17 protein-coding genes are annotated in these 17,255 nt (G+C 52.8%); 8 read left to right on the forward strand and 9 right to left on the reverse strand.

Features of this window, described 5'->3' with window-relative positions:
• Positions 1 to 70 precede the first annotated feature (70 nt).
• The 3 genes from ACP15Y_RS14295 to ACP15Y_RS14305 all read left to right on the forward strand — a co-directional run bounded on the left by ACP15Y_RS14295 (position 71) and on the right by ACP15Y_RS14305 (position 3,686).
• Positions 71 to 2,242 carry a heavy metal translocating P-type ATPase gene (locus ACP15Y_RS14295; RefSeq protein ID WP_424983786.1) on the forward strand — a complete coding sequence of 724 codons (2,172 nt, stop codon included), beginning with the start codon at positions 71 to 73 and terminating at the stop codon, positions 2,240 to 2,242.
• A 14-nt stretch (positions 2,243 to 2,256) separates the two neighbouring features.
• Positions 2,257 to 3,171, forward strand: coding sequence for a cation diffusion facilitator family transporter (locus ACP15Y_RS14300; protein ID WP_424983787.1), 915 nt, complete (start codon positions 2,257 to 2,259; stop codon positions 3,169 to 3,171).
• Between the two features lie 194 nt (positions 3,172 to 3,365).
• On the forward strand, positions 3,366 to 3,686 hold the full coding sequence (locus ACP15Y_RS14305; protein ID WP_424983788.1) for a hypothetical protein: 321 nt from the start codon (positions 3,366 to 3,368) through the stop codon (positions 3,684 to 3,686).
• 3 nt (positions 3,687 to 3,689) lie between these two features.
• On the opposite strand, the gene ACP15Y_RS14310 is transcribed toward ACP15Y_RS14305, so the two are convergent.
• Positions 3,690 to 5,405, reverse strand: coding sequence for an ABC transporter ATP-binding protein (locus tag ACP15Y_RS14310; protein ID WP_424983789.1), 1,716 nt, complete (start codon positions 5,403 to 5,405; stop codon positions 3,690 to 3,692).
• A gap of 221 nt (positions 5,406 to 5,626) precedes the next feature.
• On the opposite strand from ACP15Y_RS14310, the gene ACP15Y_RS14315 reads away from it, so the two are divergent.
• The 3 genes from ACP15Y_RS14315 to ACP15Y_RS14325 all read left to right on the forward strand — a co-directional run bounded on the left by ACP15Y_RS14315 (position 5,627) and on the right by ACP15Y_RS14325 (position 8,543).
• Positions 5,627 to 5,971 carry an ArsR/SmtB family transcription factor gene (locus ACP15Y_RS14315; protein ID WP_424983790.1) on the forward strand — a complete coding sequence of 115 codons (345 nt, stop codon included), beginning with the start codon at positions 5,627 to 5,629 and terminating at the stop codon, positions 5,969 to 5,971.
• Positions 5,964 to 7,001 carry a permease gene (locus tag ACP15Y_RS14320; protein WP_424983791.1) on the forward strand — a complete coding sequence of 346 codons (1,038 nt, stop codon included), beginning with the start codon at positions 5,964 to 5,966 and terminating at the stop codon, positions 6,999 to 7,001. Before ACP15Y_RS14315 ends, ACP15Y_RS14320 begins: the two co-directional genes overlap by 8 nt.
• 147 nt (positions 7,002 to 7,148) lie before the next feature.
• Positions 7,149 to 8,543, forward strand: coding sequence for an L-serine ammonia-lyase (locus ACP15Y_RS14325; RefSeq protein WP_424983792.1), 1,395 nt, complete (start codon positions 7,149 to 7,151; stop codon positions 8,541 to 8,543).
• Positions 8,544 to 8,588: 45 nt separating this feature from the next.
• On the opposite strand, the gene ACP15Y_RS14330 is transcribed toward ACP15Y_RS14325, so the two are convergent.
• Complete coding sequence (locus ACP15Y_RS14330; RefSeq protein WP_424983851.1) at positions 8,589 to 8,813, reverse strand: HupE/UreJ family protein; 225 nt, start codon at positions 8,811 to 8,813, stop codon at positions 8,589 to 8,591.
• A gap of 50 nt (positions 8,814 to 8,863) precedes the next feature.
• Here ACP15Y_RS14330 and ACP15Y_RS14335 point away from each other — a divergent pair, with 50 nt between their 5' ends.
• Together ACP15Y_RS14335 and ACP15Y_RS14340 are read left to right on the forward strand one after the other, a co-directional pair.
• Positions 8,864 to 9,550, forward strand: coding sequence for a formylglycine-generating enzyme family protein (locus tag ACP15Y_RS14335; protein WP_424983793.1), 687 nt, complete (start codon positions 8,864 to 8,866; stop codon positions 9,548 to 9,550).
• Positions 9,551 to 9,619: 69 nt separating this feature from the next.
• Positions 9,620 to 10,837, forward strand: coding sequence for an MFS transporter (locus ACP15Y_RS14340; protein ID WP_424983794.1), 1,218 nt, complete (start codon positions 9,620 to 9,622; stop codon positions 10,835 to 10,837).
• 34 nt (positions 10,838 to 10,871) lie between these two features.
• Here ACP15Y_RS14340 and ACP15Y_RS14345 read toward each other — a convergent pair whose 3' ends face one another.
• The 7 genes from ACP15Y_RS14345 to fliG all read right to left on the reverse strand — a co-directional run bounded on the left by ACP15Y_RS14345 (position 10,872) and on the right by fliG (position 17,252).
• Positions 10,872 to 11,234 (reverse strand): GFA family protein, encoded by a 363-nt coding sequence (locus ACP15Y_RS14345; RefSeq protein ID WP_424983795.1) that lies wholly within the window; start codon positions 11,232 to 11,234, stop codon positions 10,872 to 10,874.
• A gap of 6 nt (positions 11,235 to 11,240) precedes the next feature.
• Positions 11,241 to 11,540, reverse strand: a complete 300-nt coding sequence (locus ACP15Y_RS14350; protein ID WP_424983796.1) for a YciI family protein — start codon at positions 11,538 to 11,540, stop codon at positions 11,241 to 11,243.
• Between the two features lie 9 nt (positions 11,541 to 11,549).
• Entirely contained in the window at positions 11,550 to 13,691 is a 2,142-nt protein-coding gene (flhA, locus tag ACP15Y_RS14355; RefSeq protein ID WP_424983797.1) for a flagellar biosynthesis protein FlhA, read from the reverse strand.
• A gap of 30 nt (positions 13,692 to 13,721) precedes the next feature.
• Positions 13,722 to 15,092 (reverse strand): sigma-54 dependent transcriptional regulator, encoded by a 1,371-nt coding sequence (locus ACP15Y_RS14360; RefSeq protein ID WP_424983798.1) that lies wholly within the window; start codon positions 15,090 to 15,092, stop codon positions 13,722 to 13,724.
• 10 nt (positions 15,093 to 15,102) lie between these two features.
• Positions 15,103 to 15,390: a flagellar motor switch protein FliN gene (fliN, locus tag ACP15Y_RS14365; protein ID WP_424983852.1), complete on the reverse strand. Its 288-nt coding sequence runs from the start codon at positions 15,388 to 15,390 to the stop codon at positions 15,103 to 15,105.
• Between the two features lie 71 nt (positions 15,391 to 15,461).
• Entirely contained in the window at positions 15,462 to 16,181 is a 720-nt protein-coding gene (locus ACP15Y_RS14370; RefSeq protein ID WP_424983799.1) for a hypothetical protein, read from the reverse strand.
• Positions 16,182 to 16,184: 3 nt separating this feature from the next.
• A complete protein-coding gene (gene fliG / locus ACP15Y_RS14375; RefSeq protein ID WP_424983800.1) occupies positions 16,185 to 17,252 on the reverse strand; it encodes a flagellar motor switch protein FliG in 1,068 nt (355 codons plus the stop codon).
• Between the last annotated feature and the right edge of the window lie 3 nt (positions 17,253 to 17,255).

Genomic DNA, 17,255 nt, shown 5'->3' on the forward strand with positions numbered 1-17,255 from the left:
GGGCTTGAAGCTCTAGTCACTTGAGGTCCTATCTTGATTGCCGACTCATCAAAACGAGACGGAAAATCTGATGGACCGCGTCGAAAAAGAAATGTGCGAATGGACCGTAACCGGAATGGATTGCGGCTCTTGTGCGAACAAAATCAAAACAGCGTTGGATCGTTTGCCGGGTGTTGAAAATGTTGATGTGGCGCTAATGAATGAGCGCTTGCGGGTAACATTGGACCAAGCCCAAACCCGGCGGCAGGATGTTGAGAATATCGTCACAAAGCTGGGCTTTGGCGTGCAGGCAGCGCGCGAGGATGGTGATGCACATGTGCATAAGGAAAGCTGCGAGACAGCAGAAGTAAGCGAACGCGCAGCACCAGCTGCAAAATGGTATCAAACCCCGAAAGGTAAGCTGGTCATTAGCTCAGGATTGCTCCTGGCTGTCGCGTGGGCCATCAAATTGATGTCCGGCGCAGAGATTGGCCACTGGGCATTTATCATCGCCTGTTTGGTTGGCCTCTTTCCTGTTGCCCGGCGGGCGCTGGCCATGGCGCAAACGCGACAATTCTTTACCATCGAAATGTTGATGACCATTGCCGCCACGGGCGCCTTGTTCATCAATGCGGCGGAAGAAGCGGCGTTGGTGGTCTTTCTATTTGCGGTCGGCGAATTGCTGGAGGGCGTGGCGGCCAATCGCGCGCGGGAGGGCATTAAGGCCCTCGCAGATTTGGTGCCCAAAACGGCTCTGCTGGAAACAGAAACCGGGCCGCAGGAAATATCAGCTGCCAGTTTGCGGATCGGCCAAATCGTGATTGTGCGGCCAGGAGACAGATTACCAGCCGACGGGCAGATTGTTGAAGGCCATAGCGGCATCGATGAAAGTCCGGTCACAGGCGAAAGCGTGCCGCGTGCCAAAGGGCCGGGTGACGACGTGTTTGCTGGGGCCATCAACACCGAAGCGACTTTGCGGGTCAGTGTTACCAAAAATCCGGAAGACAATACAATTGCACGGATTATTCAGTTGGTGCAGGAAGCTGAAAGTGCCCGCGCCCCCACGGAGCGGTTTATTGATCGGTTCTCCCGTTATTACATGCCAGCCATTATTGCCGCGGCAGTGCTGGTGGTGTTGGTGCCGCCGCTGGCCTTTGCTCAGGATTGGGGCACATGGATTTATCGTGGTTTGGCGCTGTTGTTGATCGGTTGCCCTTGCGCCTTGGTGATCTCGGTGCCAGCCTCCATCGCCTCTGCATTGGCCACCGGGGCAAAAAATGGCTTGTTGATGAAGGGCGGCGCGGTCATTGAGGCCGCCGCAAAGGTCACGCGCGTTGCATTCGATAAAACCGGAACGCTCACCTATGGGCGACCCGTGGTGACGGATATTATTCCGCTGCAGGCAGAAAAAGATGAGGTGGTTTCACTTGCTGCCGCGGTTGAGCAAAGCTCTAGCCATCCCTTGGCGCAAGCGATTGTGTCGCGTGCGAAGGAATTGGGGTTCAATATTCCCAGGTCTAAAGATGAGCAAGCATTGGCAGGCAAAGGCGTGCGGGCCGAAATTGAGGGCAAAAGTGCTTTTGTCACCAGTCCGAAATATGCCTTTGGCCAAGGTGCTCTGACCGAAACTGATTTGGTGATTGCGGCAAAGATTGAGGCCGAAGGCAAAACTGTGGTTGCTGTATATCGTGATGGACAGGCGCTGGGCTTAATCGCTTTGCGAGATGAGCCGCGAGAGGATGCCCGCTCCGCCATTGAGCAATTGAAGCAATTGGATGTCGCGTCAATCATGCTTACGGGCGACAATCCGCGCACTGCATCTGCCATCGCGGATGACCTTGGTGTGGACTTTCAAGCAGAAATGATGCCGCAGGATAAACTTAAGGTGATCAAAGGCCTTACCCAGCATGATCAGGTGATGATGGTGGGCGATGGCATCAATGATGCACCGGCCTTGAAGCGGGCACATGTGGGTGTGGCCATGGGATCAGGCACAGATGTGGCGCTGGAAACGGCGGATGCAGCCATATTGCGCGACCGGGTGGTGGATGTGCCCGGCAAAATCCGCCTTGCCCGCGCGACGATGACCAATATCAAGCAAAATGTGTCCATCGCCTTGGGGCTCAAAGCAATCTTTTTGATCACGACGATTTTTGGGTTTACCGGGCTTTGGATCGCTATTTTGGCAGACACGGGTGCCACCGTGTTGGTCACATTGAACGCGTTGCGTTTGCTTGGCTATCGACCTGAGCAAATCAGTTAAGTTGGAGTAAAATTATGGGGCATCATCACCATCATCATGCGGACCCTAATGATGGGGACGCGAAAGTTTTTTGGGCCATCATGGTCAATCTGGGGCTGACTGTGGCGCAGATTATTGGCGGCGTCTTTGCGGGCAGTCTGGCGCTTATCGCAGATGCATTGCACAATTTTTCTGACGGGATTTCGCTCATTATCGCTTTTGTGGCGCGCAAAATTGCGCGGCGCCCCGCCGATAAGAGCATGACTTTTGGGTATGGTCGGGCCGAAGTTGTGGCCGCATTGATCAATTACACAACATTGATCGTGATTGGCCTTTACCTCGCTTATGAAGCCGTGATGCGGTTTTTTGACCCGCAACCAGTTGATGGCTGGTTGATCGTCATCATCGCAGGCATTGCGCTGGTGGTCGATTTAGTCACCGCAATGCTGACCTTTGCCATGTCAAAGACCAGTGTGAATATACGTGCCGCTTTCTTGCACAATGTTGCGGATGCATTGGGCTCAGTCGCTGTTATCTTCGCAGGCACGTTGATCTTGCTTTATGATTGGCGCTTGATCGATCCAGCTGTGACGCTTTTGATCGCCGGATATATTTTATGGCAAAGCTTTGCCGAGATTGGCGGTGTAATCCGCATTCTCATGCTCGGCGCACCGGAAGATGTTGACCTTGATGCAGTGATTGAAACTATGCGCCAAACCGAGGGGGTGACCGACGTTCATCACGTGCATTTCTGGCACATGCAAGAACATCAAAGCGCCTTAAGTGCACATCTTGTGTTGGACTTAAACGAGATGGACGCTGCAAGCTGGGTATGTGATGGACTGAAAAAGCAACTCAAACGTCAATTTGATATTGCCCATGTGACCTTGGAAATTGAAACCCATACCGAACCTTCTGCCGACGCGCAATTGATCGGGCATCGGGAATGAGAGGCATGAAGCCACAACAAATTGAGTTGAAATCAGCAGGTAAATGACCCAGGCTGGGTCATTACTTTTCGAGAGATTTTAGCATGAAATTTCGGCATTATTTTTTGTTTGTTGTTTTCGTAATTGCGACGGTCGTTTCTCTTTGGGCCGTGGCTCATATCTATTTTGGGGTATTTTTTCCAAGTCGGTCGGAGTTGAGCATTCAGCCCATCAATAATTTGTTGGTCTGCCTAGTGCTTGGCATGTTGGTATTGGCGGGCAGGCAAAAAGACAAAATCAAAAGCGACTTGATGGTCGATTTTCTCTTGTTGCCTATCTTGATTGTCGCTGGATTTTGGGGACCACCTGCAGCCAGTCTTTATATCTGGTTGATTGCCACTTTTGCTGTGCTGCTTCCCTCTGCCTTCGTGCGTGGGTCACGACGATCGGCGACCGCCGAAGCGGACCCACGCCAGCATATTGAAAAGCATGTCGTTCACAACAGAACGCCGCCAGATGGCGGAAGTTTTGGGTAGTTTCTACCCCTCACCAAATTGCGCGAAGTGCAACTCGGCATATGCCCCTTTTTTTGCCAACAGTTCGTCGTGACTGCCTTGTTCGACAATGCGGTTGTTGCTGACGACCATGATCCGGTCGGCATTGCGGATGGTGGCTAAGCGGTGGGCGACCACCAGCGTGGTGCGGCCTTTGGAGAGTTCGTTTAACGCATTTTGAATGGCAACCTCTGTGGCGGTATCCAGAGCAGAGGTGGCTTCATCCAGCACCAGAATGGGCGGGTTTTTCAAAAAGATCCGCGCAATGGCCAAGCGTTGCTTTTGTCCGCCCGAAAGTTTTACGCCGCGCTCACCCACAACTGTATCCAACCCTTCGGGTAAGGACAGCACGTAAGTGTCGAGTGCTGCGCGGCGCAGCGCCTCCATAATCTCTTCATCGGTGGCGTCCAATTTGCCATAGGCGATGTTCTCGCGGATGGTGCCACCAAACAAAAATACGTCCTGCGCCACAATGCCGATTTGCGCCCGCAGCGATTTCTGCGTCACGTCGCGAATATCGATGCCATCAATGGTGATTGCGCCGCCATCCAATTCGTAGAACCGGGGTAGCAAGGAACACAAAGTGGTTTTGCCTGCCCCCGATGGGCCAACAAAAGCGATGGTTTCACCAGCCTTGATGTCGAACGACAAATCATTGAAAATTTTGTCGTCGCCATAGCCAAAGCGAATGTTTTGATAAGCGATGTCACCTTTTACGTGGCCCAGCTCTTTGGCGTTGGGGCTGTCTGCGATGTCCGGGCGTGTGTCGATCAGTTCGGTGAATCGGCGGAACCCCGCAATGCCCTTTGGATAGCTTTCCAGCACCGAAGTGATCTTATCAATCGGGCGAAAAAACAGGTTCACCAACAGCAAGAAGCTGACAAAGCCGCCATAGCTCAGCTCGCCAATGGTGACGAAATAGGTGCCCGCCAACATGGTCAACACGATGATGAAGCGCGTGTTGAAATAGGTGAGGGCGATGCTCGCTGTCATGTAACGATATGCACTTAGCTTGGTGCTGCGATAATTCTCATTATTGTGCTCAAACAGCTTTTGCTCGTGATCCTCATTGGCAAATGCTTTCACGACACGTACGCCGCCAACGCTCTCCGCGATGCGGGTGTTGAAATCGCCAACTTGCCGGAACAGGGTGCGCATATTCTGCGTCATCCGGGTACCATAATGCCCGATGGTCCAGGTCATAATCGGCACCACGAATACGGAGATCAACGCTAATTTCCAGTGCACCATAAACATCAGTGCAAACGCGCCGACAAAGGTCATGATGGCGATGAACAAATCTTCCGGACCGTGGTGGGCGATCTCGCCAACCTCTTCCAGATCTTTGGTGACATTGGTGATCAAATTGCCAGTCTTATGATTGTCGAAGTAACTAAAGCTGAGCTTTTGGATATGATCGAAGGCCTGCCGACGCATGTCCGTTTCGATTGAAATGCCCAAAGCGTGCCCCCAATAGTTCACCACGCCCATCAGCCCAGTATTGATGGAGTAAATGAACAGGAGTAGGGCCGCAGCACCAAAAATCAGCGTCCAGTTTTGGCTGGGCAAGAGCTGGTCCACGAACGCCTGAACGGCGACAGGAAAGCCGAGTTCTAAAAGACCCGCCAGAACGGCACAGCCAAAATCGAGAAAAAACAAGCCCTTATATGGGGCATAATAGCTAAAAAAACGACGTAACATTTTGCAAGGCCAAAGGCTGGAATCGAACAGGATTGTGCTCAGGAGAGCCGGACAGAATTTCATGGGCGTGGCAAATGGGCAAGCATTTGACGGGTAAATAATGATCGTTTCCGCTGCTTCATTTTTAGCCGTGACCAATTTGCACCACATTTCGATTTGACAATTTCTATATTTCGATATATCTAGAAATATAGAAATAATAATTGAAATGGATAAATGCCATGACTGTTGAAATTGAACGCGCAGCGCAAGCCTTCTCGGCCATGGGGTCAGAACCCCGGCTGCAGGTCTTGCTTTGTTTGGTTCGGGCTGGGGAAGCCGGGCTGTTGGTGGGCGATATTCAATCGCGCACGGGCATTCCAGCTTCCACGCTCAATCATCACCTTAAATTTATGGCAGCGGCGGGCCTGATTGATCAGGAAAAGCAGGGCCGCACCATCGTTAATCGCGCCAATTTCGATTTTTTGGGTCATGTGGGCAGCTTCATCATCGATCAGTGCTGTGCAGATGCATGCCTGACCGAGCCCAATTTGTCAGCTTCGTCTAAGGAAAAAAGCAATGTCTGATGTTTCAGCACGTCAGCCGGTTACGCCCGGCAGCATCTTTAAATTTTTCACGCAAGTGCCGGTGATGATTGCCATCATTTTGGCGCTGGTTGCAGTGCTGGATTGGGCCAATTTTCTGCCCATCGCGCAGTTCGCCACCAGAGCATTTCTCTCCACTTTGCCGTTTCTGTTGGTTGCCGTTTTGTTGATTGGCTATTTGAAAGCAACGGGCGCTGAAGGCGTTATCGGCAAAGCGTTTGAAGGTCGCGAAGTTCAGATGATATTTGCGGCCGCACTAGTGGGCGGGTTGGCACCTTTTTGTTCATGCCAGGTGATCCCCTTTATCGCTGGTTTATTGACAGTTGGTGCTCCAATTTCGGCAGTTATGGCCTTTTGGCTGTCGTCCCCTTTGATCGACCCGCCCACCTTTGTCATCACCGGGTCTGTGCTCGGTTGGGAGTTTGCCATTTCCAAAGCCGTGTTCGCCGTGTCGCTCGGCCTGTTGGGTGGCTTTAGCCTCAAATTTATCGGCAAGCGCGGCGCGTTGGCTGATCCGCTAAAGCCGGATTATCGCAAGTCTACTTGCGGCGCGTCCAAGTTTAAGGGCCAACCCAAATGGGCTTTCTGGCAAGAGCAAGATCGCATTGGGGTCTTTAAAAAAGAAGGCCTGAGCAATCTCATCTTCTTGGGTAAATGGCTTGCCTTTGCCTATGTGTTGGAGGCCTTGTTGGTCACCTATGTGCCAGCATCACTTGTGGTGCAGCTTGTTGGCGGTGAAGGCATTATTCCGATTGCGATTGCTGCTTTGGTGGGCGCGCCAGCATATCTGAATTCCTATGCGGCGGTGCCGCTGGTGGATGGTCTTGTGGGCCAGGGCATGAGTGTTGGGGCGGCGATGAGCTTTATGATCGCCGGTTCCGTTAGCTCTATTCCAGCGATGACAGCGGTTTTCTCGCTGGTGAAAAAGCAAATCTTTGCCACCTATTTGGGGCTTGGCATTGGCGGGGCCATTCTGTTCGGCATTATCTACCAGATGATCGCCGCTGCCTAAAACTGCCGCACCGACGAAAGTTTACATGTGGGCCAGTGCAATTTCCTTTGCACTGGCCCTTTTTCAACGTTACTCCTAGGGCAAAACAAAAGCATCCAAAATTGCATATCAATTTTGAATATTGCGATAAGCTAGGGAAGAGTTGAAATGTTTGTTAGCGTCTTTGACGTTTTTAAAGTGTCGATTGGCCCATCCTCATCGCACACGATGGGGCCGATGGTGGCGGCCAATCAGTTTTTAGAACATCTCATCAAAAATAAAGGCCGCTTTGATCGCGGCGACCAGTGTCATATTGAATGTCAATTGCAAGGGTCACTTGCTTTTACAGGCAAAGGCCACGCCACGGACCAAGCTGTGCTTTTCGGCTTGTTGGGCTTTTCGCCGGAAACCTTTGACCGCGCAGAAGCCGAAGATAAGCTCGAACTGTTGCGCATTGGCAAAAGCATTGAACCTGTTTCAGGCTTTAAGATTGGGCTTGAGGGCGATAACGCCATTATTTTTGATTATGACACCAAGGAGATGGCTCACCCGAACACAATGGTGTTGAACCTCAAAGATGAGGCGGGTGAAATTCGATACAGCCAGACCTACCTGTCTATTGGCGGTGGCTTTGTGATGACGAAAGATGAATTTGAATCGTCTGAGCAATTGCCCGTCACTGATGTGGTGTCGGTGCCGTTCCCCTTTAAAAATGCCAATCAAATGCTTGAGATGGGCAAGAAGAGTGGCAAAAGCATCGTTGAGATGAAGCGCGCCAACGAGCTGTCGCATATGAGCGAAACAGATCTCGAGCTGGGGCTGAAAAAGCTTTGGGATGTGATGAACAATTGCATCGGGCGTGGCTTAGAACTGGATGGCATTTTACCCGGCGGTTTGAAAGTGCGCCGACGCGCAGCGGGTGTGCGCCGTAAATTGTTGGAAGAGCGCGGCACAAATTTGCAAATGCCACATGCGGTGAATGACTGGATTTCACTATATGCCATGGCCGTAAATGAAGAGAATGCGGCTGGTGGGCAGGTGGTTACATCGCCAACAAATGGCGCGGCGGGGGTGTTCCCAGCGGTGGCGAAATATTATTTGGAGCATGTGCCTGGGGCGAACCAGAAAAAGCTCTATGAGATGTTGTTGGCTGGTGCGGCAATTGGCGGGCTGATCAAGCACAACGCCTCCATTTCCGGGGCTGAAGTGGGCTGTCAGGGTGAAGTTGGCTCTGCGTCAGCCATGGCAGCCGCGGCCCTATGCGCGGTTTTGGGCGGCACCAATGAGCAAATTGAAAATGCATCTGAAATTGCGCTCGAACATCATTTGGGCATGACCTGCGATCCGGTAAACGGGTTGGTGCAGGTGCCGTGCATTGAACGCAACGGGCTTGGTGCGATCAAAGCCGTTGCCGCTGCATCATTGGCGCTGAATGGCGATGGTGAACACATCATCTCGCTCGATGCTTGCATCAAGACCATGTATGAAACCGGCAAAGATATGGATAATCGCTATAAGGAAACGTCGCTTGGCGGGCTCTCGGTAAATTACACGGCGTGTTAGGCAAAATGGGCGTGCCATCACGCCCATTCCATTGCGCAGATTCTTCTAAGCGAAAAACAGGCCGAGGCCGACCAGCACTGTTATGCCGCCAATTGCGCGGCTGAGCAGTGGTGTAGATTTGTCGTGTTTGCTAAAAACTTTGTCGATGGCAAGGCCAATCACAACACCGCCTGCGTGCAAAACAGCCGTTGCGAGGGCGAAGCCAGTGGAAATCCAAACTCGGATAAGTGGTTTTGCGGTCGTATGATAGGCGGGTGAGAAGTCGTGTATGTTACACCTTAAATGATTGTTTCAACCAACCTAAGAAGGAAAAGTGCACTGTGGACAATTTGGATTTAGATGATGTTTTGGCTGACTTTGTTGAGCTTGAAGGTGGCCGCGTGGATTTGCGCGACGACCGCATTCAAGCCAAATGGCAAGTCGAGTTGAAGCCATTCTGTCTTTCCAAATTTCCCGTCACCCAGGCACTTTTTACCCAAGTAGGCGGCGAAAATCCGGCTCGTTTTTCAGGCGCCAATCGTCCCGTTGAAAGTGTGTCTTGGTATGATGCGGTGCAATTCAGCAATCGCATGTCAGCGCACTTCGGTTTGCAGCCAGTCTATCAAATTGGTGAAAGCGCTGATGATGTGCGTGTTGTCGCCAACGCAAATGGGTTTCGATTGCCGCTTGATGCGGAATGGCAGTTTGCGGCCATGGGTGGCCAATCATCTCCGCTTTATGGCGAGATAGATCAGATAGCCTGGTTCAGGCAAAATTCTGGCGGCACACCCCATGATGTTGGCCAGAAGGCACCCAACGCCTATGGCCTTTACGATATGCTTGGCAATGTGTGGGAATGGTGCTTTGACGTTTATGATCCGGAGGTTTATGGCAGCTATCGCGTTTTTCGCGGTGGCGGGTGGAACGATCCGGCGCGCGGGTGCCTGGCCACTAATCGGCGGCGCAGCCACCCCACATATGACATTGATGATCTAGGCTTTCGGCTAGCACGCAATGTAATGCCATAAAACACTTGACCTCAAGTTGACTTGAGGATGTAGATAGAAGGGCATGGCTCATTTTTAAAGGATTTAGCTATGCCCTTTTCTTTGTCTCCCACATCCGTTTTGCGCGATCCGCGCGGCGTGGCGCTTTTGTTAGCGGCCACACTCACCACCATGGCCAACGCCACCATCAGTCCGGCGCTTGCTGGGTTGGAAATGCGATTTGCTGATCATCCGCAGGTTGAGTTACTGACGCGCTTGCTGGTGCCGGCACCATCCATCAGCGTGGTGTTGTTCGCGCCATTTGTTGGTATTTTGGCCGATAAGTTTGGCCGACGTGTATTGTTGCTCGCGGGTGTTATTCTGTTTGTCTTGAGCGGTTTGGCGGGTGTTGTGCTGCCGGATCTGAATAGCATTTTCGCGTCGCGTTTGATGATGGGGATAGCCGTTGCCCTGATCATGACGGCGCAAACCGCCTTGATTGGTGATTATTTTGAAGGCGACCAGCGCCAACAATTGATGGGGTTGCAAATTTCGGCTCGCAATTTTGGCGGATTTGTCGCGATTTTCCTGGCGGGACTTTTGGCGTCCATTGCGCCGCAATATGCGTTTTTGCTTTATGGCATGGCCGCATTCTTTTTGCCGTTGATGTGGCGGGTGATCACGGATCCGCAACGGCTTAGCGCAGGGCTACATGCAGCCAATGCCGCTGCCATGCCAACGCCCGTTTCGGGGTGGCAATGGGTGTTGTTTGGCATGATCCTGTTGCAGTTGCTTACCAGCATGTTTTTCTTCGTTATGCCCACGCAATTGCCCTTCTTCTTGCAAAGCCTCGGGTTAGATGCTGCGCTAGCCACGGGGAATGCCCTGGGCGCGCTCACCATTTCGGGCGGCATTGCGGCTTTGCTTTATGCGCGGCTACACAAAAAGATCGGGGCGGCGGGCACGCTTGGCCTAGGATATTTGTTCATGGGGTCGGGCTTTTTGGTGTTGGCGTTTTCGCAAAGCTTCTGGCTGGCGGTCGTAGGTGCGATATTTGTAGGGTGGGGCTTTGCGTCGGTGATGCCAAACTTTGTGGCGATAGCCTTAAAAGTTACTCCCGCGCAACATCGCGGCCGGGCTGGCGGGTTTCTCACCATGTCGGTATTTTTGGGGCAGATTATATCGCCCTTCGCCAGTATGGCGATCATCGACGAAATCGGCTTTTCGGGTCTTTATGGCGTGTTGGCGTTGATTTTAGCCACATTTGCCGTGGTCAGCGTCACGCGAGCCGTGTTGTCGCGCAAGGGGAAGGTTGCACTTGCCAATTAGAAGAAACCGGCCGCCCAGTTGGCGGCCCATCATTCTAATCCAGATGGGTCCACGTATCGGCGCCATCAAAGTGGCGTACGCGGATTGAGTTGACCACATCCAGGTCAGCCATGTTGAGGTTGAGCGCCATGCGGCCCTCGCCGGGGGCAGCAAGCTGCTGCCACAATATGGTTGTGCCGCACGTGTTGCAGGTGCGGAAATCCAACTCCATATCGCCGTGAGAATAAGAGATGCTGGTGCTGTCGCTTAGGCCCTCGATGGTGATGTTGCTGGCGTCAGAATAGATCCACAAGGCCCCCAATCGGCGACAGATGGAGCAATTGCAGCGGTTGGCATAGGGCGGCGTGTCGCGAAATTCATATTTGATCGTGCCGCAGTGGCATTGGCCTTTAATCATAAGTTCTTATGCGCCGAACACGCGCATCCATTGTTTGATCTCAAAATCCATAATACCCGCATTCTTTGCGGGATCATTTTCGGCAATAGAGCGGACTTCATTTTCGCCAATTTCCGAGTCGAAAATCATCATGCCGCCAGAATGGCCGGGAAAAGGACCGCCTTCAAGCAGTTTTCCTTGAGATACAAATTGCGCAAAATATTGCGCATGTTCCTGCGCAATCGGGTCACTTAGTGAAAGCCCTTCGCTTGGCCACTTTGGCCCTTTCTTATGGAAAATGACAAAGTGGGACGTTGGGGCGCTCATTGTGGTTTCCTATATGCTTCCAATTGTTTTCAGCTTGGCGCGTGGATGCACCTCATTTTGGCTCATCACCACCGTTTGCGGGCGGAATCGTTCGATGATGGAGCGCACATGCGGGCGAATAGATGGCGAAGTGATCAATACAGGCAGTTCCCCCACCTGTGCGGCTTCTTCAAAAGCTTGCTGCACGGCTTGAATGAATTCATGCAAGCGAGATGGGGCCATGGCCAAATGCCGATCATTGCCTTCGCCCACCATTGCATCTGCAAAATCACTTTCCCAATCATGGGACAGGGTGATGATGGGTAGGTTGCCATCTGGACCCGAATTGGAGGCACAGAGCTGGCGCGCAAGGCGAGTGCGCACATGTTCGGCCATTTGCTTGGCCGATGCGGCGCTGCCAGCTACTTCCGCGATGCCTTCCAAAATGGTGGGCAAGTCGCGAATGGATATACGTTCACCCAACAAGATTTGCAGCACGCGCTGGATGCCAGAAACTGAAATTAGATTTGGTACAATATCGTCCACCAGCTTTTGCTGCTCGGTTGGTAGATTGTTCAATAGCTGCTGCACGTTTGCGTAAGACAGTAGGTCAGACACATTGGCCTTCAAAATCTCGGTGAGATGGGTCGAGATCACCGATGCTGGGTCAACAATGGTGTAGCCTTTAATCTCAGCTTCATCGCGCAGGCCGCTATCAATCCAGGTGGCGGGCAGCCCGAATGTTGGTTCAATTGTGTGGGTGCCCGGCAAATCGATTTGATTGCCCATGGGGTCCATCACCATATATTGCGTTGGATAGACTTCGCCGCCGCCGGAATCGACCTCTTTGATGCGCACAACATATTGGTTGGGCTGCAATTGCATATTGTCGAGAATGCGCACGGACGGCATCAAAATGCCCATATCGGTTGCCAGCTGACGACGCAGGGCTTTGATTTGCTCGGTCAAACGGTCGGTGCCCGTTTCGTCCTCTTTCACCATGGACAGGAGGCCATAACCCAATTCGAGTTTGAGCTCGTCCATTTTTAGAGCGTCGGTGATGGGCGCTTCTTTAGCGGATGTTTCTTCTTGCTCAACCTGTTTGGCTTGCACTTCCGCTTCCACGTCGGCTGCTTTTTTGTCGATGGCGCCGCGCGATCGATAAGCGAGATAGCCCATGCCGCCAGCGAGGGCGAGGAAGGGCAGGGCGGGCATGCCAGGCAAAATGGCCATAATGGCCATCACACCAGATGTCATGCCTAGAGCGCGTGGATAGCCAGAGAATTGTTCGGCTAAGGCTTGGTTGGCGCTGCCGGTTACGCCTGCTTTTGACACAAGCAGGCCTGCGGCAGTCGAAACGATCAGCGCCGGAATTTGCGATACCAGCCCGTCACCCACGGTCAACAAAGTGTAGTTGTTGCTGGCTTCGGCCAACGACAATTGTTGTTGGCCAACACCGATAATGATGCCGGCAATGATGTTGATGAATGTGATCAGCAAACCGGCGATGGCATCGCCACGAACGAATTTCGACGCACCATCCATGGCTCCGAAAAACGAGCTTTCATCTTCCAAATCTTTCCGGCGTTTGCGGGCTTGATCTTCATCGATAAGACCAGCGGAAAGGTCGGCGTCAATCGCCATTTGTTTGCCCGGCATCGCATCCAAGGTGAAGCGTGCCGCCACTTCCGCGATCCGGCCAGAACCTTTGGTGATGACGATGAAGTTCACAATAATCAGGATGGCAAAAACGATAATCCCGATCACGAAATTGCCCTGCATCACGAAATTGCCGAAGGCTTCGATCACGTTGCCAGCGGCATCGGTGCCCAAATGGCCATTCGCCAAGATAAGCCGCGTGGATGCCAAGTTTAGCGCCAGCCGCATCATGGCGGCGATCAGCAACACGGTGGGGAAGGCTGAGAATTCCAGTGGCGTGCGGATGAACAAGGTGGTCATCATGATCAAAACGGAGAACACAATGGACACGGCCAACAGCATGTCGAGCATGATGGCGGGCATCGGCATAATCAGCACCACAAGGATGAAGATGATGCCGAAGGCGAGCGCGAAGTCGCCCTGACGCAACAGTTCGAGCATGCGGCCAATGGAAGGGAGGCCGCGTGACGGTGCTGATTGTTCAGCTTGTTGCGTGGTTTGGCTGTCGCTCATTCGCGTGAAATGCCTTTAAGTTATCTGCCGTTAAGCTGCGCTGCCGCGATTCTCGCCGGGTGCCGGAATGGCTTCCCCATCTTGAGCATATTGGTTGAGCTTGTTGCGCAAGGTTCTGATGGATATCCCCAGAATGTTGGAGGCGTGGGTGCGGTTGCCCAAGCAATGGTCCAGCGTATCGAGGATCAATTCTTTTTCCACATCCGCCACAGTACGACCCACCATGGCACGTGTTGCGGTTTCGGCCGTTTGCGCGGCTTGGGCCGCAATATTGTTGGCCTCCGCCGCCTCAGCCAGGCCAGTGCCATCTGGCAGGCGGATGGATTGCACATCAATCTCATCTTCAGTGGCCAGCAGCACGGCACGGTGCAGCGTGTTTTCCAATTCGCGCACATTGCCCGGCCAAGGTGCCCGCAACAATTCTTCGCGTGCTTCTTGCGAAAGCGGCCGCTCATCTACGCCATTGGCTTGGGCGTATTTCTTGATGAAATGCTCGGCCAAAATGGTGATGTCGCCGGGGCGTTCTCGTAGAGATGGGATTTTCAAGTTCACGACATTGAGGCGGAATAGCAAATCTTCGCGGAACTGCCCGTCTTTAACGCTTTGCGCCAAATCCCGGTTGGAGGTGGCGAGGATGCGAATGTCCACGGGCACTGGCTTGGTGCCGCCGACGCGGTCAATAACCCGCTCTTGGATGGCGCGCAAAAGTTTCGCTTGCAGGCGCACATCCATTTCTGAAATCTCGTCCAGCAGCAGCGTGCCGCCATTTGCTTCTTCAAACTTGCCGATGCGGCGGCCAACAGCGCCGGTGAACGCGCCTTTTTCGTGGCCGAACAATTCTGATTCCAGCAAATTGTCGGGGATCGCTGCGCAATTGATGGAGATGAAAGGTTTTGCCGCCCGTTTTGAATGGGCGTGAACATATTTGGCGATCACTTCTTTACCAGTGCCGCTCTCTCCCGTGATCAGTACGCTTGCATCTGATGGCGCAATTTGATCGGCCAATTTGACCAGTTTGGCCATGGTGGGGTCGCGGTGCACAAAGTCAGAATTTTCTTGCGCCACGGCCTGAATGATCGCTGCGATCAATTCGGCATCTGGCGGCAGCGGGATATATTCTTTTGCGCCGGCGCGGATGGCGTTCACAGCGGCAGCAGCATTGGTTTCGGTGCCACAGGCCACAACGGGAATGTGGATGCGTTCAGCTTCAAGCGCGGCCAAAAGCCCCGGAATATCAGCCATCACATCGGCCAACAATAGGTCAGCGCCGCGGCCGGCACGTAGGCTGGCCATGGCCACGTCGATGCTGTCGGCGTGGGCTACTTTGGCCCCACCTTGCATGGCCAATTTTGTCGCTTCGCTTAATTGGCCTTCTAAAGCACCAATAATCAGAAGTCGCATTTTATTACTCCTAATTCGCTTTGATGATTTCGGTCATGGTGATGCCGAGCTTGTTTTCCACCAGCACAATTTCACCGCGCGCCACCAGGCGATCATTTACATAAATATCAATGGCTTCGCCCACTTGGCGGTCCAACTCAACAATGGTGCCTGCATCCATTTGCAACAATTTCGCCACTGGCATGCGCGTGCGGCCTAACACGGCAGAAATGCGCACGGGAACGTCGAAAACGGCTTCAAGGTCAGACGCGTTTTTATCCTCAGTGCTTTCTTGTTGCTCGCCACTGCTGGGTTGCATCTCTTCAAGCTGATCAGCCATGTCCGCTAAGGATGGGCCGTCATTTTCAACTGGATTGTCCGTATCGCTCATTACACTTCCTCTCCAATCAACATGTCAGCATCGGGCATTTCGTCTGGAATGTCCTGATCTTGCTGCTCGGTTGTATTGGCAAATTCTGGTTCTGGGTGGGGGCTCCGCCCGGTTTTGGCCCGCACATATTGGGCCACTTTGTCTTCGATTTGGCTGGCGATGGCGTCAAACTCGCGCACAAGGCCGCCGTCTGACCATTCGATGCGGCAGTCGCCAAGCGGAATGTCAGGTTCGCCTAGAATAATCAATCGGCCTTCAAAGCCAGCATTGGCTGCGTGCTCTTCTGCAATTTGCTTGATTTGGTCGCTCAATGCTTCGTTGCAGCGGATGGCAACATGGCCAACTCTGTTCAATGTTGAGAGGCAATCGGTGATCAGCGCATGGATTTCAGTTTCCGGCTGTGCTGCCACCAAGTGTGCGGCCAGTTTTTTGCCCACGGTCGCGCCCATTTGTGCAGCATTTGCCAAATGATCTTTTTGTGCTTCGTCCATCGCAGCTGCAAAATCATTGCCTTTTTCGGCAAGGCTTTGTGTTGCAGCCACCAATTGCTGCAAGGCTTGGGTCTGTGCGCTCTGTTCGCCTTCGGCATAGCCTGCTGCGTGGCCTTCTGCGCGTGCATTGGCGAGCATTTGGTTGAGTTCTTTGTCCTCAATCAGCTGCGAGTCGCGCGTGGCCTTTGACAGGTCGAGATCGAAATTGAATTTTGCGGGTTGCGCCATCATCTATCCAATCATCTCTTCTTGGTTGCCGCCTTTAGTGATGACAATTTCGCCTTTCGCTGCCAAATCTTTGGCCAGATTCACCATGCCAGATTGGGCTTCATCCACATCCTTAAGCCGCACAGGCCCCATGGCTTCCATATCGTCGCGCAACATTTTGGCGGCGCGGGCGGACATGTTGGCCAAGAACTTCTCTTTTGTTTCGTCGTTGGCACCCTTGAGGCCCAATGTAAGCAATGGTTTTTCCACCTGCTGCAACACGGTCTGGATGGCGGTGCCGTCCAAATTGCCCAAATCTTCGAAAGTGAACATGAGGGCCTTGATGCGCTCCGCCGATTCCAGATCGCGCTCTTCCAACGCCATAAGGAAGCGGGCTTCGGTTTGGCGGTCGAACGCATTGAAAATGTCGGCCATTTGTTCGTGGCTGTCGCGGCGTCGTGTGTGCGACAAGGTCGACATAAATTCGGTGCGCAGAGTGGTTTCGATCTTCTCAACAATTTCCTTTTGCACAGGCTCAATCGCCAACATGCGTTGCACCACATCAAGCGCCAGATCATCCGGTAAGTTGGCCAACACTTTTGAGGCGTGTTCTGTTGAGATTTTGGTCAACACCACCGAAATGGTTTGCGGATATTCGTTTTTAAGGAAGCTGGCCAAAACGTCTTCTTGCACGTTGGACAGTTTTTCCCAGATGTTGCGGCCAGCCGGACCACGAATTTCTTCCATGATCATATCCACCCGCTCTTGGGGCAGGAAGGATAAGAGCAAGCGTTCCGTAGAATCTACGTTGCCTGAAAGGTCGCCATTGGTGGTGAGGCTGGTGATGAATTGCACGAACAAAGTGTCGAGCATGTCCTGGGTGATTGGCCCCAATTGCGACATGGCGCGCGACAATTGACGAATTTCGATATCATCTAGTTCTTGAAAGATAGGGCGGCCATAGTCTGGGCCCAGCGCCAAAAGCAAAACCGCAGCTTTTTCATCACCTGCGAGTTCGCGTTCGTTGGCGCTTTCTTCTACAACTAGTTGATTGCCTGGCTGTGCCAATTCTTTTCCTTGTGCTTCCGCCATACT

Origin of the sequence: Maritalea sp. S77 (assembly GCF_049801075.1) — a bacterium.
Lineage (GTDB): Bacteria > Pseudomonadota > Alphaproteobacteria > Rhizobiales > Devosiaceae > Maritalea.